We start from the raw sequence: 23,462 nt of genomic DNA, 5'->3' as shown, positions 1-23,462 counted from the left end.
TCCTGACTAGCTCAGAAGCGCCTGTGGGGCAAGGAATCCGGGCGTTCCGGCTGTGGATGACTGTCTCCGTAGTGAGATGAAAACCTCAAAGGGTAATGTCCGCATTTGGAACTTCGTTTGCCGATCCTCTCAACAAATATTTAGGGGTCTGCAAATATAAAGCGGCATCGTTCCGCAATAGCTTCATTGCGATATTCAACGGCACTTGCCACCCAGGGGGCTTTCTCATGACCTTTTACCGCACAACGCGGCTGATGCTGTCGAGCGCAGCCATTCTTTCGTTCGCAGCTTCCGCTTTCGCGCTCGACGGCCAGGATCTCCTGAAGAAGATCAATGCCGCCTACGGCCAGCAAGGCGGGATGGCTGTCGCCGCCGATGGCGTCGATATCGACGGCACGACCGTCACGCTCAAGAATGTCAGCATCAAGCCAGCTGGCGGCGAGGCGCTCTCCATTGGCGAGATCACGCTTTCCGGCGTGGAAGAGCAGGATGACGGCAGCTACTATATCGAAGAGGCTGCCTTCCCGGATATCAACTGGTCCAAAGACGGCGTCACCGTGAGCGCTCAGGGGATGAGCATTGGCGGCATTTCCGTTCCCGCCAAGCCCGGCGACACCATTGATTCCATGTTCTTCGCCGAGAACGCCCATTCCGGCCCGGTCAAGATCGTCAAGGATGGCGCCGAGGTATTCTCGATCCTCGAAAGCGACATGAACGCAACGCTGCGCGAAGATGAATCCGGCTTCGATTTCGACGGCGCATTCAAGAGCATGAAAGCCGATCTCAGCCAGGCCGGCGAAGACCCCGAGAGCAAGGATGCGATCGAGAAGCTGGCGCTTCAGCACGTCCAGGGTGACATCACCATGAAGGGTGCCTGGGATCTCGAGCCCGGCACGATCGATCTTTCCGAGATTTCCCTCGATATCACCAATGTCGGCAAGCTGAACTTCGGATTCAAGATCTCCGGCTATACGATGGCCTTCATGAAGTCGATGCAGGATGCGGTCAAGCAGTCGGAAGCCAATCCGAACAAGGAAGAAGCGCAACAGGCATTTGGCCTCGCCATGCTCGGCCTTGCGCAGCAGCTTAACTTCGAAGGCGCACAGATCCGCTTCGAGGATGCCTCTATCACCAAGCGTGCGCTGGATTATGCCGGCTCCAAGCAGAACGTTTCCGGCCAGCAGATGGCGGAATCGCTGAAGGCCATGACGCCGATCATGCTCGCGCAGCTCAACATTCCGGAACTGCAGAACGCAATCGCCGCTGCTGTCAGCAGCTTCCTAGACAATCCGAAGAGCCTGACCGTCAAAGCCGTACCGGACAAGCCGGTCGCCTTCCCGATGATCGTCGGCGCGGCCATGGGTGCACCGAACACCATACCCCAGATGCTCGGCGTGAAGGTTTCGGCGAACGATTGAGCTCGTTTCCGATCCAACAAAAAGGCCCGGCGATAGTATCGCCGGGCCTTTTTTTCTGAGTAACCCTACACCTCAGTCTTTCTTCTGCGGCGGGATCGGGCGGATCGCCAGTTCGCGCAGTTGGGCGGGCGTTGCCGGGGTCGGCGCGCCCATCAAGAGGTCCTGGGCCTGCTGGTTCATCGGGAAGAGCGAGATTTCGCGCAGGTTCTTGGCGCCGACGAGCAACATGACGATACGATCGATACCGAAGGCGGCACCACCATGCGGAGGCGCGCCGTACTGGAAGGCGCGGTAGAGACCGCCGAAGCGATCCTCGACGTCCTGCTGGCTCAGGCCGACCTTCTCGAAGGCCGCGACCATAGTTTCCGGCGACTGGTTACGGATCGAGCCCGAGGCGATTTCGAAGCCGTTGCAGACCGCGTCGTACTGGAAGGCCTTGATGCCAAGCGGATCCTGGTTTCGCAGCGCATCGAGGCCGCCCTGCGGCATCGAGAACGGGTTATGAGCGAAGTCGACCTTCTTCTCGTCTTCGTTCCATTCGAAGAACGGGAAATCGACGATCCAGCAGAGTTCGAAACGGTCGCGGTCGATGAGGTTCAGTTCGTCGGCGGCGCGGTTACGGGCTTCGCCTGCGAACTTGTAGAACTTCTCCGGCTCGCCGGCGACGAAGAAGCAGGCGTCGCCGTCACCGAGGCCGAGCTGCGTGCGGATGGCATCCGTGCGCTCTTCGCCGATGTTCTTGGCGAGCGGGCCGGCACCCTCGAGCTTTTCGCCCTCCTTGCGCCAGAAGATATAGCCGAGGCCGGGCTGGCCCTGGCTCTGCGCCCAGGCGTTCATACGGTCGCAGAAAGCGCGCGAACCGCCGGTCTTGGCCGGGATTGCCCAGACCTGAACCTTCGGGTTGGAGGCGATCATGTTGGCGAAGACCTTGAAGCCGGAGCCGGCAAAATGGTCGGTCACCGCTTCCATGACGATCGGGTTGCGCAGATCCGGCTTATCGGAGCCGTATTTGCGGATCGCTTCGTCATAAGGAATACGCGGCCATTCCTTGGTGACCGGCTTGCCTTCGGCGAACTCCTCGAAGATTTTGGTCATCAGCGGCCCCATCGTGTTCCAGACGTCTTCCTGGGTCACGAAGCTCATTTCGAGGTCGAGCTGGTAGAATTCGCCCGGAAGGCGGTCGGCACGCGGGTCTTCATCACGGAAGCAGGGCGCGATCTGGAAGTAACGGTCGAAGCCGGCCACCATCAGCAGCTGCTTGTACTGCTGTGGGGCCTGCGGCAAGGCGTAGAAGGTACCGGGATGGATGCGGCTCGGCACGAGGAAGTCGCGCGCTCCTTCCGGCGAGGAGGCGGTCAGGATCGGCGTCGTATATTCGGTGAAGCCGACATTGCCCATTTCACGGCGCATGGCGGAAATTACCTGCGTGCGCTTGACGATGTTCTTATGCAGCGTTTCGCGGCGCAGGTCGAGGAAGCGGTACTTGAGGCGAACGTCTTCCGGATAGTCCGGCTCGCCGAAGACGGGCAGTGGCAGTTCCTTCGCAGCAGAGAGAATTTCGATCTCCTGCGCGTAGAGCTCGATCTCGCCAGTCGGCATGTTCTTGTTAACGGTATCTTCCGTGCGGGCCTTGACGAGACCGTCGACGCGGATCACCCATTCGCCGCGAACGGTTTCCGCCTGCTTGAAGGCGGGCGAATCCGGGTCGGCAACGATCTGCGTCGTGCCGTAATGATCGCGAAGGTCGATGAACAGCACGCCGCCATGATCTCGGACACGATGGACCCAGCCGGAAATACGGACAGTCGAGCCGACGTCCGATTTACGAAGAGCGGCGCATGTGTGGCTGCGGTAGCGGTGCATGATCTCAAATCCTGGCATTTGGCTTAAGACGGCGGCGTGGCCCAAAGGCCTTCTCGCCGACAAGAAAATCGGGCGGACAAGCGCACGGACGCTCTGATTTGTCAAGGCTTGGCGCGGCCAGCGGGCCGTTTGCGTCAGCGTTTCCTGGAGAGTTGGAGGAGCCGTCCTGCGGCAGTTTGGTCGAAGGTGCCATATTGATGAAGGCCATGGTCAACTTTAAAAGGAGGCATCATGCAAGACGGAGTTTCCGATGCCCCTGATTACACGCCGCAACCTCATCAAGGCTTCCGCCGTTGCCGGCGCCTATGGTACGGGCATGGCGATCGCGGGGCGGTTCGGGTTGGCGGAAGCGGCGCCCGAGCCACGGATACTGACTGCGCGAAAGACCGAAGCGCAGATCATCGAGGGTCCACGGACCCGGAACATCATGACCTGGGGTGACGAGGGCCTGCCGCCCGTTCTCAGAGTGCCTCGGGGAAAGCCCTACGCAGCAAAGCTGAGCAACAGTCTCGACGAGCCGACCACGATCCACTGGCATGGCCTGCGCATCGACAACAAGATGGATGGCGTGCCCTTCATCACGCAGCCCTATGTCTATACCGGTGATAATTTCGACTATCTCTTCACACCTCCAGATGCCGGCACCTTCTGGTATCATCCGCACTGCAACACGTTGACCCAGATGGGGCATGGCATGACGGGCGTGCTCGTGGTGGAAGATCCGTCCGATCCTGACTTCGACGCGGAGGTCGTGCTCAACCTGCGCGACTGGCGTCTCGGCGGTGACGGACAATTCATCGCGCCCTTCCGCCCGCGCGATGCAGCCAAGGCCGGCACTTATGGCACGATCCGCACCGCAAACTGGCATCAGGAGCCGACATATGATGCACCCGCCGGCGGGCTGATCCGGCTGCGTATCACCGTCACCGACGTGACCCGCATCTTCTCGCTGAAGATGGAAGGGGCCGATGCGACCGTCATTGCCATCGATGGCAATCCTGTGCCGAAGCGCTTTCCGCTGGACCTCCTGCAGATCGGACCTGGGCAGCGGCTCGATCTTGCCGTTCGCATGCCTGACGGCGAAGGTGCTAGAGCAACGCTGGAAGACATTCGCGGCACGACACCCAAACTGATCGCGAGCCTGCGCGCCATTGGGCAGTCATTGAAGCGCGACATCGGCGATCTGGGCCCGCTTGCAGAAAATCCGGTGCCGAAGGCCGATCTCTCTTCTGCGGAAGCAATTCCGCTCGTGTTATCCGCGACCGCAGAGAATGCCGCCGTCGAGAGCGTCTGCGGCACGCTCGGCTACAGCTTCTGGGCCATCAACAAGGTGCCGTGGCCGGGCGACACATCGGATCCGGCCGCGCCGCTCGCCGAGCTCAAGCTCGGCAAGAGCTACGTCTTCAATCTGGAAAACGTCACGCCGCACGCTCACCCGATCCATCTGCACGGTATGAGCTTCACCGTCGTTTCGTCGTCGACGCGCGAAGTCATGCCGCTGGTCTCCGATACCTACCTCATACAACCGGATGAGAAGGTGCAGCTAGCGTTCGTCGCCGACAACCCGGGCGACTGGGTGCTGCATTGCCATATCATCGAGCATCAAAAGACGGGTATGACGAGTTACGTTCGCGTGGTTTGACATGGTGTTGGCGATGGTCGCCATCGGCGGTTGGATCTCGTGCTCGTAAACGAACGCAGCAATCGCAGAAAACATCGCCCGCAGGCCGGCGAATAAAGCTTCACGAAGGCTAAGCCTGTTGGCTGTATTGACATATCTCTTCGAAAGAGGAAGGAAGGTTTAACCGACCTCTTCCTTGCGAATGAATTGATATGATCGAAACCACCGCCGATCTGGCGGCCGCCTGCAAAGAGCTGGCCAAGTCCGATTTCATTACCATTGACACTGAATTCCTGCGTGAGACGACCTTCTGGCCGGAATTGTGCCTGATCCAGATGGCGAGCCCGACAGTTGAGGTGCTGGTCGATCCGCTCGCGAAAGACATCGATCTTTCGCCCTTCTTCGAGCTGATGGCCAATCCGAACGTGCTGAAAGTTTTCCACGCGGCGCGGCAGGATATTGAAATCATCTTCAATCGCGGCAACCTGATCCCTCACCCGATCTTCGACACGCAAGTCGCCGCCATGGTCTGCGGCTTCGGCGACAGCGTTTCCTACGACCAGCTCATCAGCCGGACCAAGAACGTCCATATCGACAAGTCCTCGCGCTTTACGGACTGGAGCCGCCGGCCGCTGTCCGACAAGCAGCTCGAATATGCGCTGGCCGACGTCACCCATCTGCGCGACGCCTATCTCTACCTGAAGGCCGAACTGGAGCGCGAAGGCCGCTCCTCCTGGCTGCGCGAGGAAATGGACATCCTAGAATCGCGCGAGACCTACGATATCCATCCTGACGATGCCTGGCAGCGCCTGAAGCTTCGCCTGCGCAAGCCGCAGGAGCTGGCGATCCTGAAATATGTCGCCGCCTGGCGCGAGCGTGAGGCGCGGTCGCGCAACGTGCCGCGCTCGCGGGTGCTGAAGGACGATGCGATCTACGAGATAGCGCAGCAGCAGCCGAAGGATGCCGAGGCATTGGGCCGCCTGCGGACGATTCCGAAGGGCTGGGAGCGCTCTGGCGCCGGTGCGGCAGTGCTGGAAGCCGTCAATACGGCGCTTGCCCTGCCTCGTTCCGAAATGCCGCATGCGCCACGTCAGGCGCAGGCTCCGGAAGGTGCGGCAGCCGCCGTCGAGCTTCTCAAGGTGCTGCTGAAGCTGATCTCCGAAAAGCACGGCGTTGCGCCCAAGGTGATCGCCAATAGCGACGATCTGGACAGGATCGCGGCCGAGGGTGAGAAAGCCGATGTCGGCGCGATGCACGGCTGGCGGCGCGATCTGTTCGGCGAGCCGGCGCTGCAGCTCATTCGCGGCGAGATCGCCCTGCGCTTTGCCGGCCGCAAAGTCGAGACCGTCGACCTGCCTGCTTGAGGCGTGTCGCGATCTTCAAATCCTCTTGCCGGGGTTTGAGCCTCTGTTTTGCTATATAATTATCGCAAGACCGCTGCAGACTCTTGCACGACATGTTATAATGAAATGGTTGACGCCGCTTGAATGATGATCGGCAGAAAGCTGTAAGACCAACAATGCGGGCCTGAGAGAGTGTCCAATAACGTCGAGGATAAGCCGCTCTCAGCCGTCTTAATCTTTAATAGCACCAGAAATTGTATAAGAAATACATCTAGCTCTGTGTTAATATGTGAAGGTAGTCGTCGAGCTTACCGAGGGAATTGTTCATGATTTCCATTGGCCGTCTGATTGTATCTTCGATCGGGATTGCAGCTTCCGTACTGTTTGCTCCCCATGATGCTTTTTCGCAGTATGGGGTGCCACCCGCGCCTCCGGTAATTTTACCATATCCCCAAGCTTATCCCAGTCCGCAGGGCTATCCTCAGCCCCCGGCTATGGCGCCGCAGTTCAGTCCGCAACAGTTTCCTCAAAACCCCTATCAGAATCAGATGAATACAAACTTCGACAACCAGCAGCGGTGGGGGCAGCGCTGCTTCACGAATGTAGGCGCATGCCTAATACCTCAGCCTGTTCCACTCGGGTCCCCGTGCGGCTGCGGCAACGCGTACGGTCAAGTTTTCCCTGGTATGGTTGGTCCGTAAACCTACGGATTAAGATCCGTGAAAAGGGCTCTCGCGGGGATGTTGAGGATCAGAGAGATCTCTCTTTGGTTCACAGACGGCACGGGTTCGATTTCATCGACCCAGTCCGACACGCTCTTTGTGAGCAAACGAAGTCTGGTCGCAAGTTGCTCGACCGTCATTTGGTTCTCGTTTAGCGCCTGGCGTAACCCCACCGCCCACCGACTTTTGTCCTCTGTGTCCGCGCCGCCCAGAAGCGTGGAACTTGATCGCTCCAGAACTGCGACAGCGCGATTTGAAAGAAGACCCGCTGTCAGAGAAACGAACGCTATGACAAATGGGCTCAGATTTGCCGATCCTGTCTGTTCCGCATGGTCAGTCACTGCGATGAAACCGGCGCGAAGCAATATGTAAAGCACGAGCGAGCATATGAGACCGAGTATTGGCGGAACGATCAAGTCTCTAAAGTCCGGGTCGCGGTTAGATGTATGGGCTTCAAATACAATCTTCAGAAATGAGCCAAGCATTCCTGCGAAGCAGACGATCAGCAGCGCTATGAATTCGCTCGGGCTCATGATCAGACTCTCCAGGAGTTTCCGTGAGATGATATTGTAGAAGCGGTAACTTGAGACGAGTTCAAAATACTTTTGCTGTTCGGCGAAGGTTGACGCGGTGCGATTGGAACTTTGGCCTAGGGCTACAGCAATTAGATCCGGGTTGGTAATCGCTCCGTCTTTGGGGCTTGGTGTTGTTGCTTCTCCAACCGCCTGGGATTGCTGCTCAGCAGCAGGCTTGTCGCTGGCCGCCTTGTCACTCTTAGATCCAGCTGTGTAAGCTTCGAGCGGCTGGGCCGTGGTAGTTCGCGGCTGAACTATCTGCGGATCCTCGGCCTTCTCTGCGGACAAGGCGCCTACTGCATGATCCAAAGATGCGACTTTACTATCGCCTCCCGGTGCTGGAAGTGGTGGCTTATTCGCCGCCGTAAGCACTTCGATTGACGGTATTTTTTGTTCTGCACCCTCGCAGCCAATGTCATCGACGTCTCTATAGGTCCTAATTTGCTGAGAAATCCAACTCCGATAGTTACACTCCTCTATGTAGGCAGCTCTAGCGAGGACGTAACGCGGTTTCAAAGTTAGTGCGGACGCTTGATTTAGATACGCTATCAACGAAAGGTCGTTGGAATATAGGAATTCATACTCCGAGAACTTCTGACCCTGTGCTTCAGGGTCGCCCATATATTTCGTGAATTGGTCAGAAATCTTCTGCAGAGCATCTTTGTCTAGTCTGGGAATGACCGGCGCTGCCTCATGGTTCTCCTCTCTCTCTGGCGTGTCAACGACTAGGTCGAATGCCTTCTGCATTGAATCGTACTGCTCGGGCATGAAGTCGAAGGGAACTCTGGACAAGAAGGCTTGGCACTTTTCGACAAGGGCTTGGCTACTACCGTCACCTGAAAATGTTCTGCATAGGCGGTTCATACGGAATAGAAGTTCCGCCTGGTTCTTGGATAGGAGTAAAGTTGCCTTACTGAGTTCCTTCCCCTTCGCCTCGATCTTCTGATTGGATGCCGTAATGGCATCTTCCAGCCCTACGAAGTAAATCAGGCGACCGGCAGTGAGGTTGGGCTGCGCGAGTACCAACCTTCCTTGAAATTGCATAAGCGCGATCAAAACCGCAACGATCAGCACCAAAATAACGCTGCTGAAACATACCAACGAAAGGCATATGAACGAACGCAACTGGTCCCATCGGCGTGGCGGAGGGGACACCGGAGCCGTGCTAACAATCCCGCTACCACCTCCGTTCCCAGGACCGCCGCCCCCACCTGCTGATGAGGCTATGGGACTACCCGGAGTTGTCGACGAGCTATTCGCTGAAGTCTCAACCATTTCAGCACCTCCGTGGCTCAGCCCGTCGCGTAATTGCTAAACAACTAATCTTCGGGCAATACCCACACGGTCAGCGTTCGCTTTTGGCTGATCTGCGGGTCTCTCGAAACTTCTCACAAAGACGGCAACGGCAGCGAGCAATGAAGTCGTGGCACGAAATACGCGATCTACTGCCTTTTCGTTCGCAGCTATGTGATCCAACATGATCTCTATGTCGCGCGTGGGATCTTGCAGCTCCTCAGGCCGGCACTATGGCTAGGATCTCATAAAGTTGACCGAGCCTTTGCCGTAGCCAGCGTCCGCTGACAGAGCATTAAGAACGGCCCGAGAACTGTTCGAATGCGATGAGACCTTCTGCGCCGTGAAATTCCGATCTAAGCCAGCCGAAGTCGATGCACATGAATTGATTAAATAAGAAATAAAGGCGCGGAAGAGGGTGGCGATTAGTCGCATAACTTCCCTCGGTGTTTCATCCTCTCACCTGCATCTTCAGGTGTATTGAAAGGCAATTCCTGAAAAAATTCAAGTATTATTATTGGAAATTTACTTCCGTTCTGGATCTTGTCTCACTCATGTTTCCCGCTTTGCTATCAAGTTACCAAGGATCAGTGAGGTTAGAGGCAGTAATAGGGTTGCGAGATCATGGGACCAAAATCGCCGATTCCGGCAATGGCGTCCAACGACACTTATGAATCGGTCGGCATGGATCGATTCATAAGTATCGTTGATGATGTTGGAAGGTCGGGACGGCTTGGCCGAGACGCCTTCGGCGCACGGCTCTACTCGCTCACGTTCCCCGAACCTGCGAACGGTTTCGACCATCCGGTGACGATCCTCTCGCGGTTCTCAGCCCAGCCGTGTCTGGCACCATCCCAGCGCCTGGCGAGAGCCTCGCCGATCAGCTTGTCGCCGAGCGAGCGCCCGGACCGTGCAACGGTACGGGAGCAAACCACCCGCGCCAATTATCTCAAAACTCAGGCTATGCTTCCGCATGAAAGCAGCATGCTCTAAATTCGAAATCGCTTGACCACTGCCCAACGCCGGAAACAATAGCTGAGTGAAGTGCTTCGGCGAAGGAGCAGCATGAGAGAGATATCCCCGACGCAGAACTGGATTCTGATTGCGCTCGTCCTGGCACTCAGCGGCGTGGCCTATAATCTGTATTTCTCTTCGGGTCAGACGCCCGTCATCGGAGCGATCTTCGCGCTTTTCATCGGCATGCCCATCATCGCCTTCGAGCGCATGGTGTTCCTGCGCGGCCTCTACCGGCGCATTCAGAGACTGCCAACACTTCTCTTCATCGCTTCCGAACTCGTCATCTACGAAATTCTGATGAGCATCGGCTTTGCGGCGGCCGGTTTGCTCCTCGCTCTGCTTGGCATGCTGAAGCCACCGAAGATGCTCGACGTGCTGATCATGCCGTTCGATGTCTTCCTCTACGCGCTTGCCGTCTGCGCTACGCTGATCTTCCTGCTCAGGGTGCGCGAATTGCTGGGCCGCGAGGTTTTCATCAGCATGCTTGTCAGCCGCTACCGCAGACCGGTGAAGGAAGAACGCGTCTTCCTGTTCATCGATCTCGCCGAGTCCACCGCCTTTGCAGAAAAGCATGGAGACCTGCGCGCGCAGCAGCTTCTGAGTTCGTTGTTTGCGGCCTTCGCAGAGCCGGTGCGGCGCCACAAGGGCATGATCAATGACTATGTCGGCGACGCAGCGATCATCACCTGGCCCTTGGAACGCGGCGTCAAAGACGCGCGCTGCGTGCGCTGCCTTTTCGATATCCTCGCCGATATCGAAGCCAATGCTGCAAGCTGGAAGAAGAGCTACGGCCATGTGCCGAAGCTCAGGGCCGCTCTTCATGGCGGCAGCGTCATTACGGCTGAGGTCGGCGTCGACCATCACAAGATCAGCTTCTTCGGCGATACGGTGAATACCACGTCGCGGCTGGAATCGCTCTGTCGGACATTGAACCGGCCGGTGCTGATTTCCGCCGAGCTTGCCCAGCGCATGACGCTTCCCGAAGAGATCGTCAGCGAGAACCTCGGCAATCACGCTGTGCGTGGACGCGGCCAGGGGCTGGATGTCGTCGCACTTTCCTCCCGCGCCGTGACCGTTCTCAACCAGCCTGCTACCCTGCGGCGGGGTTGAGCTGCAGCCTTTTGCGCGCGTCACCAAAGCTTCACTCAACCGTCAATGTGGCGACATGAATGCCCTGCTAAGCGGATGGCGCTTTTGCACTCCGTTCTATGGGGACATCATGAAGAACGTTCTTTTTGCTTCCGTATCCATTTTCATGCTCGTCGCAGGCTCTGCCTCTGCCGACCAGCAGCTCTTCTCGGCAAAGCTGACCAGCCAGGCGATCTTGCCCGCCAATACGGTTGCTCCGGCTCCGGCCAATGCGCCGGCTTTTCTCAAGACCTCCGGGAAGTTCACCACCCCCGACCGCAAGCGCACCGAAAAGCTCGGCACGGTTGACGGCAAGGATGGCGCCCGCATCACCGACGTCAAACTGCCGCTCGACGGCCAGCCGATCCAGGGCTTCTCCGGCATCAAGACCATGCCGGACGGCACCTTCTGGACGCTCACCGACAATGGCTTCGGCAGCAAGGCCAATTCCGTCGATGCCATGCTCTTCCTGCACCAGCTGAAGTTCGACTGGGACGCCAACAAGGTTGACGTCGTCAAGAACGTCTTCCTGTCCGACCCGAACAAGATTGCGCCGTTCCCGATCGTCACAGAAGCTTCCGACACGCGCTACCTCACCGGCTCCGATTTCGACATCGAATCCATACAGCCGGTTGCCGACGGCTTCTGGATCGGTGACGAATTCGGTCCATACCTGCTGAAGATCGATACCGAAGGCCGCCTGACGGACGTCATCCCGACGACGCTCGACAGCAAGCCGGTCCTGTCTCCCGACAACCCGCTGATCCAGCTGCCGGCCAACCCGGCTGCCAAGATGCCGGCCTTCAATCTGAGGCGCTCCGGCGGCTTCGAAGGGCTCGCAATGTCCAAGGACGGTTCGAAGCTCTACGCCCTGCTCGAAGGCGCCATCTACATTGATGGCCAGATGGAAACCGTTGACGGCCACACCGCCACCCGTGTCATCGAATTCGACCTCGCTTCCAAGAAGTGGACCGGCCGCAGCTGGCTCTACCCCTTCGAAGACAAGGGTGCTTCGATCGGCGACTTCAACATGCTCGACGACTCTACTGCTCTCGTCATCGAGCGCGACAACGGCGCCGGCACGAAGGATAAGGCTTGTGCCGATCCCAAGCAGCCGAAGTCGAACTGCTTCGAAGCTCCGGCCGAGCTGAAGCGCGTCTACAAGATCGAGTTCAACGATGCCAACGTCGGCAAGGCCGTCCGCAAGATCGGTTACATCGATCTCCTCAACATCCAGGATCCGGACAACAAGAAGAAGGCCGGTGATATCCCTGGTATCTACAACATGCCGTTCGTGACGATCGAAAACGTCGACCGCGTCGATGCTACGCACATCATCATCGGCAACGACAACAACCTGCCTTTCTCGGCCGGCCGCGCTGTCGACAAGGCTGACAACAATGAGTTCAGCATCCTCGAAGTCGGAGAATTCCTGAACGCGAAGTAATCCGCAGTCCGATGTAAATTGAGGGCGGTGTGCAAACGCCGCCCTTTTTGTTTGCCGGCATTGCGTGTCGGTCTGCCTTCGTCGGGACAGACCTATTCGAAGCGGAACGCCAGCCGCTTGTTCGTCAGCCTCGACAATTGCTGCAGGCGGCCGTCGAGACGTTCGCCGGCGAAATCGTGGTATTCGTGCGGGACGACGAATTCCAGATCGAGATCGGGGGACGAAGCCTTGCGGAAGGTCAGGTTGCGCACGATGCCCGGCATCGAAGCCGAGAAGAGATAGACGACGCGCAGCATGCCACCGAGCAGCTTGGCGCGTTCGACGAATTGCGGGCCGGCGATGGAAGCGAGCGGCGCGGTAGAGCCGTCGTCATGAAGGCCTTCGAAACGGTAGTAATTGGTCAGCGCGATGAAGGCGCGGCCGGGATGGCTGATGCCGACGAAGGAGGAATGAGCGATGACGTTCAGCGCCTGAGCACCGCGATAATCAGGGTGGGCGCGCCAACTGATATCGGCAAGCAGGCAGGCCGCCTGGCGATAGCGGCTTTCCTCTTCAGTTTCCTGTATCCCGAAGAAAGGCATCATGCGACCGGTCCATTCAGCCAACTCGCGGGCATGTTCCGGCGAGCGGGCACGCAGGATGGCAAGCTCGCCGGCAGCAGCCAGCAGCGGATCTGTGCGGCGCTCGGATTCGGAGAGCAGCGAATAGAGATAACCTTCACGCACGCCCTGCGCGGAGAAGGAGATCACCGAAGGCTTCATGGCGTTCAGCACTTCCTTCATGGCGATGGCGCCGAAGGGCAATAGCGAACGGCGATGCTTGGAAACCGCCTGCAGGGCCGGCTCCTTGGAATCCTTGGCCGTGACGACCTGATCGAGGAACTGCGTCATGCCTTCGAGAGAGATTTCGTAGCCCTGCATCATGTGCAGCGGATAACGGGTGATCTCCATGTGCAGCTTGGCAATGTTTCGCCAGGTGCCGCCAACGGCGTAGAAGGTGCGCCCCTCCCCCTTGGAGAGAAGCTTGGCGGTCTTGACCTGCTTGCGGGCAAAGGCTCGCGCTTTGGCGAGGGATCCGCCAGCATATTCGGACAGGCGCAGACCGCCGAGCGGCAAGGTAATGCCGCCACTGACATCCTTGCCCCTGATATCGATCAGCTCCAGAGAACCGCCGCCCAGGTCGCCGGCAATGCCGTCGGGATTGTAAAAGCCGCTGATGATGCCAAGCGAGGCGAACCGCGCCTCTTCCTCACCCGACAATATACGGACGTGGCGCTGCAGGATCGTCTCTGCCTGATGGATGAAATCGGGACCGTTGCTCGCCTCGCGCGCGGCGGCTGTGGCCAGCACATACATGGTGGCGGCGCGCGCCTGATCGGAGAGAGCCTTGAACCGATGAAGGGCCTGGAGCGCGCGAGCGACGCTTTCCTCGTCCATCTTACCGGTCAGGGCTATGCCCTTGCCGAGGCCGCAGAGGACCTTTTCGTTGAAGAGGATGGTCGGCGAACGTGACAAGCCTTCGTAGACGACCAGACGGATGGAGTTCGATCCGATATCGACAACGGAGACCGGGGCGATACCCGGAAGTCGCCCCTGGGCTTCAGATTCAACCATAAGGTCCAGTTTACTTGTTGTTCCGGCCGGCAAGCTGACCGGCAATCAGCTTCGGCGCACTCGATTTCAGAGCTTCACCGCGGCCGGACAGGCTGGGATTGGTCATGAAATATTGCTGCGCATTAAAAGGTTCTTCGCCCTTGCGCACTTCCATGCGCCGTGACGTACCGTCGGGCAATATCTCGTAGCTTTGTTGATTGTCAATCACGTTGCCGAGCATAATCTGTGACAAAACCTGCTCGTGGACGGTCGGATTCGTCAGCGGAACGAGCGTTTCGACGCGGCGATCGAGGTTTCTCGGCATCATGTCGGCCGAGCCGATATAGACTAGGGCCTTGTCGGACGGCAGGCCGTAACCATTGCCGAAGCAGAAGATGCGGCTGTGCTCGAGGAAGCGGCCAACGATCGATTTGACGCGAATATTGTCCGAAAGGCCCGGCACCTGCGGACGCAGGCAGCAGATGCCGCGCACGACGAGATCGATCTCGACGCCGGCACGGCTCGCCGTATAGAGCGCGTCGATGATATCCGGATCGACCAGCGCGTTCATCTTCATCCAGATCGACGCCGGACGACCGTTTCGGGCATGCTCGATCTCTTCGTTGATGTGGCGAAGGATGCGCGAGCGCAGCGTGTAAGGCGAAACAGCAAGCTTCATCCCCTCCTCCGGCTCACCGTAACCGGTGATAAAGTTGAAGATATTTGCCATATCGTGGGCGATCACAGGATTGCACGTGAAGAAGGACAGGTCGGTATAGATCTTCGCGGTGATCGGATGATAGTTGCCGGTGCCGAGATGGCAGTAGCTACGCAGCTTACCCTCTTCGCGGCGCACGACCAGCGACATCTTCGCGTGAGTCTTGAGTTCGATGAAGCCGAAGACGACCTGCACGCCGGCGCGCTCCAGATCGCGCGCCCAGCGGATATTGGCTTCTTCATCGAAGCGAGCCTTGAGCTCGACCAGCGCCGTTACCGACTTGCCTGCCTCGGCGGCATCGACCAGAGCGCGCACGATAGGGCTGTCGTTGGAGGTGCGGTAGAGGGTCTGCTTTATCGCCAGAACATCAGGATCGCGTGCAGCCTGGAGAAGGAACTGGACCACCACGTCGAAAGACTCGTAGGGATGATGGACCACCATGTCCTTTTCACGGATGGCGGCGAAGCAATCACCGGCGTGTTCACGGACACGTTCCGGAAATCGCGCATTGTAGGGCGGAAAGCGCAGGTCGTCGCGCGGCGCCTTGGTGATTTCCGAGAGCGTGTTGAGCGCCAACAGGCCCGGCAGGACGGCAACACGATTGTCCGGGATGCTGAGCGCCTGGACCACGAATTGACGCAGCGAAGCCGGCATCTCGGAATCGGTCTCGATACGGATGACCTTGCCGCGGCGGCGGCGTTTCAGCGCGGTTTCGAAGAAGCGCACGAGATCCTCGGCCTCTTCCTCGACTTCGATATCGCTGTCCCTAATGACGCGGAAGGTACCGGAGCCCTGCACCTCGTAGCCGGGATAGAGCCGGTGGATGAAGATATTGGCGACGTCTTCCAGCGTGATGTAGCGGATGGTGTTGTGATCGTCCGGCAGGCGGATGAAGCGGTCGAGTGCCGGAGGCAGGCGTAAGAGGGCCGTCATCGGCTCGCGGCCATTGCGGCTAACGAGCTGCAGGCCGATCGAGAAGCCGAGATTCGGAATGAACGGGAACGGATGGGCCGGATCGATGGAGAGCGGCGTCAGTACCGGGAAGATCGACTGCTCGAATTCGTTTGCCAGCCATTGGCGGTCGGCCTCGTTCAACGCCCCGGGACGTACGATCAGAATATCTTCTTTGGCGAGATACTGCTGCAGGACGGCGAGCGAGGCCTGCTGCTCCATCTGCAAATGATCGATCTCGCTCAGGATCGAGTCGAGCTGTTCGGCCGGTGTGCGACCGTCCGGGCTCTTGATGATGATGCTCTGGCGCACCTGCCCCTCGAGGCCCGCGACGCGCACCATGAAGAATTCGTCGAGGTTGGCCGCCGAGATCGACAGAAATCGTACACGCTCGAGGAGCGGATGCTCGGTGTTCAGCGTTTCCTCAAGGACTCGGCGATTGAACTGCAGCCACGAGAATTCGCGGTTGATGAAGCGCTCCGGGCTGGACAGCAGCTGCTCCAGCGGCGGCAGGTCTGCACTGTTGTCCGGGGTGGATTCCTGATGTTCCTGATATGCACTATCCATGATCCACACACCCTGCTTTTACCCGCCTCGGCGAATATATCAGTTTCACGACGGAACTGTGACAGTCAATCGCCCGAGCCGGAATTGCCTAATTCATTCAATACTTCGGCGGCAAGCGAACGGGTAATCCCCGTGCCTCTGGAAAGCGCCAGCCGATCCAGCCTTTCGACAATCGTCTGGGCGGCATTGAGCGACCGCTCCATGCGATTGACGATATAAAGGACGAGTTTGTCATCTATATAAAGCTGCCGGTCGGCAAAGAGCTTGACGATGACCTGCGACAGCAGTTCCTCATCCGGCTCGCCGATCTCGACCACCGTCGCAGCCTTCAGGCGCGACCGCAGATCGGGCAGCGTGACCGGCCAGGACATCGGCCAGAGGCGGCTCGTCATCAAGAGGCTGGTGCCATTTTCCCGTACGCTGTTGATGACGTGAAAGAGCTTGACGTCGTCGAAGCCTGCGCGATCGACATCCTCGAAAAGAACAGGACCGTTCGCAGCCGTGATCGCGGCATCGGAACCGGCCCTGGGATGGATGGCTTCCGCTCCGCTCAATTCCTTCCAGATGCCGGCGAGATGCGATTTGCCCGAGCCGACAGGGCCGGCAAGAATGACGACTGATGACGGCCAGTTCGGCCAGGCATCGACGATCGAAACGGCAGCCGCCAGACGCTCCGAGACGAGGAGGTCGTCGCGGCCGGTTGCAGCGTCATGCGAAAAGGCCAGGGGAAGCTGCTCTCCGGCCTTGCGCTTCGGATCAGCGTTCTTCACGTCATTCATCGGAAACAGATTTCGTCTTACCGGCCCGGCCGCCCGGCGACCTGCCGTAGTAGAGGTCGCTTTGAAGGTAGCGCGAAAGCGCAAAGCGGACAAGGACGCCGACGGCAGCAGCGGCCGGCACCGCGACCAGCAGACCCACGAAACCGAACAGCGCGCCAAAGGCAAAGAGCGCGAACATCAGCCAGACGGGATGCAGGCCGACACTTGAGCCGACGAGCTTCGGCTGCAGGATATTGCCTTCCAAAAACTGTCCGGAGAAGAAGACCGCGAGAACGGCGACGATCCAGATATAGTCGGGCCAGAACTGTACGAGCGCCACGCCGACCGCAAGCACGAGGCCGACCAGCGAGCCGACATAGGGAATGAAACTGATCATGCCGGCGAAGAGCCCGATGAGCAGGCCGAAGTTCAGTCCGACGATCGAGAGGCCGAGCGCATAATAGATGCCAAGGATGATGCAGAGCGAGCCCTGTCCGCGGATGAAGCCGGCAATCGCCTGATCCACTTCCGTGGCGATCTGGCGCACGTCCTTCACGTAATCGCGCGGCACCCATTGATCGACCTTGGCAACCATGCGGTCCCAATCGAGCAGGATATAGAAAGCAACGACCGGCGTAACGACGAGCAGCGAAATGACGTCGACGATCGCCTTGCCGGAATTCCAGATCTGCGAGAAGAGCCCGGTGAGGAAGCCCATGCCTTCCGACAGGATGGTCGAAAAATTGTTCTTGATGGTGCCGAGCTGGCTCTTGATCCAGCCGGGCAGCACAGAATCCTGATAGTGTGTGATGAATTGCTGCAGCTGACTGATATAACCGGGAACGCGCTCGGCGAAATCGTTGAACTGGTTGATGAGAACGGGGATCAGGATCACCAGCGCCAGCGCGAAGACGATGACGAAGGCCACGAGAATGACGATGGTCGCCATCAGGCGGCTCAAGCCGAGGCGCTCTAGCCTGTCCGCTATAGGATCGAGGAAATAGGCAATCGACATGCCAGCAATGAAGGGCAGCAGGATAGAGCTGAAAATATAGAGGAAGGCGATGAAGATGAGCAGAACCGCCACCCAGAAGACGATCTGGCGCTTCAATATCGTTCCGCTGACCTGTTGTGGCATCGTTTCCCCGCTGATCCGCACGCTCGCCCGTGCCCACCCAGCACATAGGATGGAGGCGCAAAGATGGTCAACCCTGTTGCGCCAAATGCAGAAAGCGCACAGGGATTAGCTGGAAAATGGGGGCTTTTCCCTTGCAACGCTTGCATAAAGCGCACTCTCATGCAATTGCGACCCGCATGTGACGCGGTCTTTAATCCGCAGCTTCAAATCCTCCGGAGATCATCATGAGCCAGTCTGGAAAAAACGGCCTGACCTATAGCGATGCAGGCGTCGACATCGATGCCGGCAATCTGATGGTGGAGAAGATCAAGCCAGCCGTGCGCTCTACGCGCCGTCCGGGAGCCGACGGCGAGATTGGCGGCTTCGGCGGCCTCTTCGACCTCAAGGCTGCGGGCTTTACCGATCCGGTTTTGGTCGCCGCCAATGACGGCGTGGGCACGAAGCTGAAGATCGCTATCGACGCTGATTACCACGACACTGTCGGCATCGACCTCGTCGCCATGTGCGTCAACGATCTTGTCGTACAGGGTGCAGAGCCGCTCTTCTTCCTCGACTATTTCGCGACCGGCAAACTCGATCCGGATCAGGGAGCAGCGATCGTCGGCGGTATCGCTGCCGGCTGCCGCGAGGCGGGCTGTGCGCTGATCGGCGGCGAAACGGCGGAAATGCCAGGCATGTATTCCTCCGGCGATTACGACCTCGCCGGCTTTGCGGTGGGTGCTGCCGAGCGTGGCAAGCTGCTGCCGGCGGGCGATATTGCCGAAGGCGATATCATCCTCGGCCTCTCCTCGTCCGGCGTTCACTCCAACGGCTTCTCGCTGGTACGCAAGATCGTTTCGCTTTCCGGCCTCGACTGGGATGCGGAAGCCCCCTTTGCCGAAGGCAAGAAACTCGGCGAAGCGCTGCTGACACCGACCCGCATCTATGTGAAGCCGCTCTTGAAGGCGATCCGCGAGACGGGCGCGCTGAAAGCGCTTGCCCATATCACCGGCGGCGGCTTTCCCGAAAATATTCCGCGCGTGCTGCCGAAGCAGCTCGCCGCCGAGATCGACCTCGCATCCGTCAAGGTGCCGCCGGTTTTCTCTTGGCTTGCCAGGACGGGCGGCGTCGAGGCCAAGGAAATGCTGCGCACCTTCAATTGCGGCATCGGCATGATCGTTGTGGTCGCGCAGGAAAATGTCGCCGCCGTCTCCAAGGTGCTCGAAGCCGAAGGTGAGACGGTCGTCACGCTTGGCCGGATGGTCGCCCGCGCAGAAGGCGAAGCCGGCACGATCTACAAGGGCACGCTCGCCCTATGAGTTCGCCGCGCAAACGCACCGTCGTCTTCATTTCCGGCAGTGGCTCCAACATGATGGCGCTGGTGCAGGCAGCAAAGGCTGTGGACTATCCGGCCGAGATCGTCGGCGTGATCTCCGACAAGGCTGACGCGGGTGGGCTTGCCAAAGCAGCGGCCGAGGGTATCCCGACCTTTGCCTTCGTGCGCAAGGACTATGCGAGCAAGGACGAGCACGAAGCGGCAATCCTTGCCGCACTCGACGAGCTTGCGCCCGACATCATCTGCCTTGCTGGCTATATGCGGCTGCTCTCGGGTGCGTTCATCCAACGCCATGAAGGCCGGATCATCAACATCCACCCTTCCCTGCTGCCGCTCTTTCCTGGGCTGCATACGCACCGGCGGGCGATCGACGCCGGCATGCGGATTGCCGGCTGCACCGTGCATTTCGTCACCGAAGGCATGGATGAAGGCCCGGCCATCGGCCAGGCGGCCGTGCCGGTGCTGGCAGGCGATACCGCCGAGGCACTGGCAGGACGCGTGCTGACCATCGAGCATCAGCTTTATCCGCAGGCGCTCAAGCTTCTTGCCGAGGGCAAGGTGACGATGGAAGGCGGGAAAGCAGTCAGTGCGACAGCTTCCTACGGCGGCGCCAAATCCCAGCTTATTTCGCTGATCACTGACTAAAATGCACTGAGTTCAGGCCGCAAGGGCCTGAAGCGGATGCAAGGTGCCGTCGCTGTAGACGAATTGGCCGCCGCGGAATGTGGCTCGGATGCGATGGACATCGCCCGGTTCGATCACGACCATATCGGCGCGCTGGCCGACGGCGATCGCGCCGCGGTCCATCAGCCCTGCGGAACGAGCGGCATTCGACGTCGCCATGGCAACGGCAACAGGTAGACCGCCTTCGACCATTTCTGCCAGTTTGAAGATGCCGGGCACGAAGGCAGCCGGATGGTAATCGGCCGCAATCACCGTCAGCAGGCCGGCCTTTGCGGCGTCGAGCGCGCTCAGATTGCCGGACATGGACTTGCCGCGCAGCGCATTCGGCGCACCCATGAGTGTCCAAAGGCCGCGGCGGCGGGCTTCTTCGGCGGCCGGCAGCGTGACTGGAAATTCGCTGATCGTGACGCCGAGATCAAACATTTCGGCGACCTTTTCGACACTGTCATCATCGTGCGAGGCGAGCGACAGGCCATGCTCCTTCGCGAGTGCGACGACATGCTTCAGCTTGGCATCGATCTCGGGATTGTCGCGCATGGCAATGCGCTGGGCGACGATCTCTGCGGCCATTTCCTCCGATACGGCGCGGCGCTCGGAAATGCTCAGGATATAGCTCTTTATGTCGTTGTACTGGCCCTGCCCCGGCGTGTGGTCGGTCAGCGAGACCATATCGACCTGGCCGGCCTCCAGCAGGCGCTCCAGCGCCGGGGCTGCGCCGACATTGGTGATCTCGTAGCGGGCATGGACGCGGTGATCGATCAGCAGGTTGTCGCGCAGCGTGTTGATGCCCTCAATGACGGCGGAGGTCGTCTCCAGCGAACGGACATGGCCGTAGACGCTTTCCGTCGCGAAGGAGACGGCTGCGAAGGCCGTGGTCACACCGGCAGCGGCGAGCTTCTTGTCCAGTTCGTGGATACCGAAATCGATCGGCATGTGGGCGTTCGGACGCGGGGCGATCTCGCGTTCGATCATGTCGCCGTGCAGATCGACGAAACCGGGCATCAGCAGGCGGCCGCCGCCATCGATGACGGCATTGGGCACCGGCTCCTGCCTGATTTCGGCAATGGCGCCGTCTTCAACACGCACGGAACCTTCGCTCACGACCTCGTCCGGGAGAACGAGGGTGAAATTGCTGAGCCACATGGGCTTTCTCCTGACCATATTCGATGATTGGCAAACAGCAGCCGATAGAACGGCTTCGTGACAGTCGTATGAAATATTGAATCCTCATTATCTTAAAGCGCAAACCTGCGCTTTGGAAATGGTCGGATGCACCGCCACCAGTTCATGATTATCGATCCGGCCCGGCAAGTGTCCAGGAGAACCAGCCAGTCGGAGGCATAGTTGACTAGTTATATTTTAACTAGTAAGATTATAACTATGACATCAGTTAAGCGCTCTCCAATTGCCCTCGCAGTCCTTGCAATGCTCATGGAAGAGCCGCTGCATCCCTACCGAATGCAGCGTCTCATCAAGGAGCGCGGCAAGGATGAGGTGATCAATGTCACGCAGAGGGCAAGCCTTTATCAAACGATCCAGCGGCTCGAACGCGAGGGTTTGATCACCCCGCAGAAAACAGTCCGGGACGACAAACGCCCCGAACGGACGGTGTATGAGATAACCGTGAGAGGCCGCGACGTCGCGCTGGAATGGATGCGGGCGATACTCTCGACCTTGACGCAGGAATATCCGGAATTCCCCGCAGCCATATCATTTCTTCCCCTGCTTACGCCTGACGATGTCTCGCGCCAGCTCGAACTCAGAGCAAAAGCCATCGAGTCCGAGCTTCGCCGGATCGACGAAGCCCTGCAGGAGGCGCAGGCCGTTCCAAGGCTCTTCCTTCTCGAGATGGAATATCTCCGCGCGCTTCACGCAACCGAATTGTCCTGGGTCAAGGGCATTGTCGAAGACCTGCGCGCCCAGCGCATCACCTGGACGGAAGAGTGGCTGAGGCAGATCGCCGCAAAATTCTCCACTGATCCTAAGCTCGACTGAGGCTGGCACCATGAAGGTTTTGATCGTAGGAGCCGGGACTGGCGGCCTGGCACTCGCTCATCTGCTTAAGCAGGCCGGCATTGGCGTTGCGATGTACGAGTGCGATGTCGCGCCGAACGCCGATACCGGTGGCTATCGCGTCGGCATCAGTCCGGCTGGGAGCCGAGCACTAAAAGCCTGTATCCCCAGCGAACTCTACGACCTCTATATTGCCACCTGCGCCAGGTCGCCGCGCTATTTCAATATGCTCACCGAACAGCTCCGTGAGGTGTTGAGCTTCGACGTCGATGATGCTGGATCGAACGCTCTTGACGGTGAAAAGAACATCGTTCGGAAGACGCTAAGGCGGGTTTTGCTCAGGGGACTTGAAGACGACGTTTTCTTCGGGAAGGCGCTTGAAAGTTATACAAGCAATGCCGACGGGTCTGTCACCGCTTGCTTCCAGGACGGAAGCCGCGCGACTGGAGACGTCCTGGTGGGAGCTGACGGCACGAGCTCCACAGTACGCAAACAACGCTTGCCGGAAGCGCGCCTGGAAGACACGGGGATGCTATCGCTCGGCGGCAAAGTTGCGATGACCGCCGAGGCGAAAGCGCTGCTGTCGGACAAAATGTTTGAGGGCATGTCGCTGATCATGGCACCGATGGGCTTCGGCGCGATCATTCACTCGCTCGAGTTCGCCGGCGGCCGAAGCGACCCTGGTTTTGCTGCTCGTTGGCCGGATTTCGTCGAAGCGCTCGACGAGGACAGCATCGGCTGGGGCATATGGGGCGCTCGGCAGAATTTCCCGCGGGATCCGGCCGGCCTGAGCGGCGAACAATTAAGAGCGCTTGGCCTCGAGATCTCCCGGACCTGGCATCCGCACCTGCAGGCGCTCATCCGCATGACGGAGCCCTCGACGATCCACAATATCAAGATAAGGACCTCCGTGCCCCTGGCGCCCTGGACAAGTTCGAATGTCACGCTGCTCGGCGACGCCGTCCATACGATGACCCCGGGACGAGGCGCGGGCGCCAATACAGCGCTTCGAGATGCCGCTCTGCTTGGACGCATGCTGGTCGAAGCGAATCAAGGACGAAAGCCTCTCATCGACGCCATACATGCTTACGAAGTCGAGATGCTTCGCTACAGTGCCGAAGCAGTCCGAGAATCGAAAAAGCAGATGGATGCCGGCGATCTGGCCCATCGGCCGATTGCCGGTAGATTTCAGCTCGCTCTCATGCGCGGCGTCATGCGCATCATCAATGCAATCCCCGCGCTAAAGCGGCGCGCCTTTCGAAAGATGATGCGGGTTCGCGGGGAAAATTAAGATCGTCG

At 59.0% G+C, this 23,462-nt stretch carries 16 protein-coding genes and 1 pseudogene; 9 read left to right on the top strand and 8 right to left on the bottom strand.

All coding sequences use genetic code 11. The annotated features are described in order from the left end of the window. The first annotated feature begins 227 nt into the window (after positions 1 to 227). Entirely contained in the window at positions 228 to 1,418 is a 1,191-nt protein-coding gene (locus FHX15_RS13130) for a hypothetical protein (RefSeq protein ID WP_184397692.1), read from the top strand. A gap of 72 nt (positions 1,419 to 1,490) precedes the next feature. Here the strand turns inward: FHX15_RS13130 and aspS are convergent, their stop codons facing one another. Further along, complete coding sequence (gene aspS / locus FHX15_RS13125) at positions 1,491 to 3,281, bottom strand: aspartate--tRNA ligase (RefSeq protein WP_184397690.1); 1,791 nt, start codon at positions 3,279 to 3,281, stop codon at positions 1,491 to 1,493. 250 nt (positions 3,282 to 3,531) lie between these two features. Here aspS and FHX15_RS13120 point away from each other — a divergent pair, with 250 nt between their 5' ends. Together FHX15_RS13120 and rnd are read left to right on the top strand one after the other, a co-directional pair. Then, on the top strand, positions 3,532 to 4,923 hold the full coding sequence (locus FHX15_RS13120) for a multicopper oxidase family protein (protein ID WP_184397688.1): 1,392 nt from the start codon (positions 3,532 to 3,534) through the stop codon (positions 4,921 to 4,923). 191 nt (positions 4,924 to 5,114) lie between these two features. Then, positions 5,115 to 6,266, top strand: a complete 1,152-nt coding sequence (rnd, locus tag FHX15_RS13115; protein ID WP_184397686.1) for a ribonuclease D — start codon at positions 5,115 to 5,117, stop codon at positions 6,264 to 6,266. Between the two features lie 682 nt (positions 6,267 to 6,948). Here the strand turns inward: rnd and FHX15_RS13110 are convergent. Then, positions 6,949 to 8,619, bottom strand: a complete 1,671-nt coding sequence (locus FHX15_RS13110) for a hypothetical protein (protein WP_184397684.1) — start codon at positions 8,617 to 8,619, stop codon at positions 6,949 to 6,951. A gap of 1,049 nt (positions 8,620 to 9,668) precedes the next feature. Beyond that, positions 9,669 to 9,758 (bottom strand): annotated as a pseudogene (locus FHX15_RS31765) (thermonuclease family protein); the annotation flags it as partial. 142 nt (positions 9,759 to 9,900) lie between these two features. Between FHX15_RS31765 and FHX15_RS13105 the strand changes: the two are divergent. Beyond that, a complete protein-coding gene (locus tag FHX15_RS13105; RefSeq protein WP_184397682.1) occupies positions 9,901 to 10,962 on the top strand; it encodes an adenylate/guanylate cyclase domain-containing protein in 1,062 nt (353 codons plus the stop codon). A gap of 109 nt (positions 10,963 to 11,071) precedes the next feature. After that, positions 11,072 to 12,427, top strand: coding sequence for an esterase-like activity of phytase family protein (locus FHX15_RS13100; protein WP_184397680.1), 1,356 nt, complete (start codon positions 11,072 to 11,074; stop codon positions 12,425 to 12,427). Between the two features lie 92 nt (positions 12,428 to 12,519). Here the strand turns inward: FHX15_RS13100 and ppx are convergent, their stop codons facing one another. From ppx to FHX15_RS13080, 4 genes are all read right to left on the bottom strand, one after another. Beyond that, positions 12,520 to 14,040 (bottom strand): exopolyphosphatase, encoded by a 1,521-nt coding sequence (gene ppx, locus FHX15_RS13095; protein ID WP_184397678.1) that lies wholly within the window; start codon positions 14,038 to 14,040, stop codon positions 12,520 to 12,522. A 10-nt stretch (positions 14,041 to 14,050) separates the two neighbouring features. Beyond that, a complete protein-coding gene (locus FHX15_RS13090; protein WP_184397676.1) occupies positions 14,051 to 16,255 on the bottom strand; it encodes an RNA degradosome polyphosphate kinase in 2,205 nt (734 codons plus the stop codon). A 65-nt stretch (positions 16,256 to 16,320) separates the two neighbouring features. After that, positions 16,321 to 17,034 carry a DnaA regulatory inactivator HdaA gene (gene hdaA / locus FHX15_RS13085; RefSeq protein ID WP_184397674.1) on the bottom strand — a complete coding sequence of 238 codons (714 nt, stop codon included), beginning with the start codon at positions 17,032 to 17,034 and terminating at the stop codon, positions 16,321 to 16,323. Further along, positions 17,027 to 18,151 (bottom strand): AI-2E family transporter, encoded by a 1,125-nt coding sequence (locus tag FHX15_RS13080; RefSeq protein ID WP_184397672.1) that lies wholly within the window; start codon positions 18,149 to 18,151, stop codon positions 17,027 to 17,029. Before FHX15_RS13080 ends, hdaA begins: the two co-directional genes overlap by 8 nt. Positions 18,152 to 18,375: 224 nt before the next feature. Between FHX15_RS13080 and purM the strand changes: the two genes are divergently transcribed. Then, positions 18,376 to 19,449: a phosphoribosylformylglycinamidine cyclo-ligase gene (gene purM / locus FHX15_RS13075; protein WP_184397670.1), complete on the top strand. Its 1,074-nt coding sequence runs from the start codon at positions 18,376 to 18,378 to the stop codon at positions 19,447 to 19,449. Beyond that, on the top strand, positions 19,446 to 20,111 hold the full coding sequence (purN, locus tag FHX15_RS13070) for a phosphoribosylglycinamide formyltransferase (RefSeq protein WP_184397668.1): 666 nt from the start codon (positions 19,446 to 19,448) through the stop codon (positions 20,109 to 20,111). Before purM ends, purN begins: the two co-directional genes overlap by 4 nt. A 12-nt stretch (positions 20,112 to 20,123) precedes the next feature. Here purN and FHX15_RS13065 read toward each other — a convergent pair whose 3' ends face one another. Continuing rightward, entirely contained in the window at positions 20,124 to 21,293 is a 1,170-nt protein-coding gene (locus FHX15_RS13065; RefSeq protein WP_184397666.1) for an alpha-D-ribose 1-methylphosphonate 5-triphosphate diphosphatase, read from the bottom strand. Between the two features lie 237 nt (positions 21,294 to 21,530). On the opposite strand from FHX15_RS13065, the gene FHX15_RS13060 reads away from it, so the two are divergent. Together FHX15_RS13060 and FHX15_RS13055 are read left to right on the top strand one after the other, a co-directional pair. Continuing rightward, positions 21,531 to 22,145 carry a PadR family transcriptional regulator gene (locus FHX15_RS13060; protein ID WP_246778947.1) on the top strand — a complete coding sequence of 205 codons (615 nt, stop codon included), beginning with the start codon at positions 21,531 to 21,533 and terminating at the stop codon, positions 22,143 to 22,145. Positions 22,146 to 22,155: 10 nt separating this feature from the next. Beyond that, complete coding sequence (locus FHX15_RS13055) at positions 22,156 to 23,454, top strand: NAD(P)/FAD-dependent oxidoreductase (RefSeq protein ID WP_184397664.1); 1,299 nt, start codon at positions 22,156 to 22,158, stop codon at positions 23,452 to 23,454. The last annotated feature ends 8 nt before the right edge of the window (positions 23,455 to 23,462 follow it).

This window comes from Rhizobium sp. BK650 (assembly GCF_014195325.1).
GTDB lineage: Bacteria > Pseudomonadota > Alphaproteobacteria > Rhizobiales > Rhizobiaceae > Rhizobium.
This window is presented reverse-complemented; position numbering and strand designations above follow the sequence as displayed.

Excerpts from the sequence above, each read along its gene's own strand:
- FHX15_RS13060 (WP_246778947.1), top strand. The coding sequence starts at position 21,531 with ATGACATCAGTTAAGCGCTCTCCAATTGCCCTCGCAGTCCTTGCAATG.
- FHX15_RS13130 (WP_184397692.1), top strand. The coding sequence starts at position 228 with ATGACCTTTTACCGCACAACGCGGCTGATGCTGTCGAGCGCAGCCATT.
- FHX15_RS13105 (WP_184397682.1), top strand. The coding sequence starts at position 9,901 with ATGAGAGAGATATCCCCGACGCAGAACTGGATTCTGATTGCGCTCGTC.
- FHX15_RS13055 (WP_184397664.1), top strand. The coding sequence starts at position 22,156 with ATGAAGGTTTTGATCGTAGGAGCCGGGACTGGCGGCCTGGCACTCGCT.
- hdaA (WP_184397674.1), bottom strand. The coding sequence starts at position 17,034 with ATGAATGACGTGAAGAACGCTGATCCGAAGCGCAAGGCCGGAGAGCAG.
- aspS (WP_184397690.1), bottom strand. The coding sequence starts at position 3,281 with ATGCACCGCTACCGCAGCCACACATGCGCCGCTCTTCGTAAATCGGAC.
- ppx (WP_184397678.1), bottom strand. The coding sequence starts at position 14,040 with ATGGTTGAATCTGAAGCCCAGGGGCGACTTCCGGGTATCGCCCCGGTC.
- FHX15_RS13080 (WP_184397672.1), bottom strand. The coding sequence starts at position 18,151 with ATGCCACAACAGGTCAGCGGAACGATATTGAAGCGCCAGATCGTCTTC.
- FHX15_RS13100 (WP_184397680.1), top strand. The coding sequence starts at position 11,072 with ATGAAGAACGTTCTTTTTGCTTCCGTATCCATTTTCATGCTCGTCGCA.
- FHX15_RS13120 (WP_184397688.1), top strand. The coding sequence starts at position 3,532 with ATGCCCCTGATTACACGCCGCAACCTCATCAAGGCTTCCGCCGTTGCC.
- purN (WP_184397668.1), top strand. The coding sequence starts at position 19,446 with ATGAGTTCGCCGCGCAAACGCACCGTCGTCTTCATTTCCGGCAGTGGC.
- FHX15_RS13090 (WP_184397676.1), bottom strand. The coding sequence starts at position 16,255 with ATGGATAGTGCATATCAGGAACATCAGGAATCCACCCCGGACAACAGT.
- purM (WP_184397670.1), top strand. The coding sequence starts at position 18,376 with ATGAGCCAGTCTGGAAAAAACGGCCTGACCTATAGCGATGCAGGCGTC.
- rnd (WP_184397686.1), top strand. The coding sequence starts at position 5,115 with ATGATCGAAACCACCGCCGATCTGGCGGCCGCCTGCAAAGAGCTGGCC.
- FHX15_RS13065 (WP_184397666.1), bottom strand. The coding sequence starts at position 21,293 with ATGTGGCTCAGCAATTTCACCCTCGTTCTCCCGGACGAGGTCGTGAGC.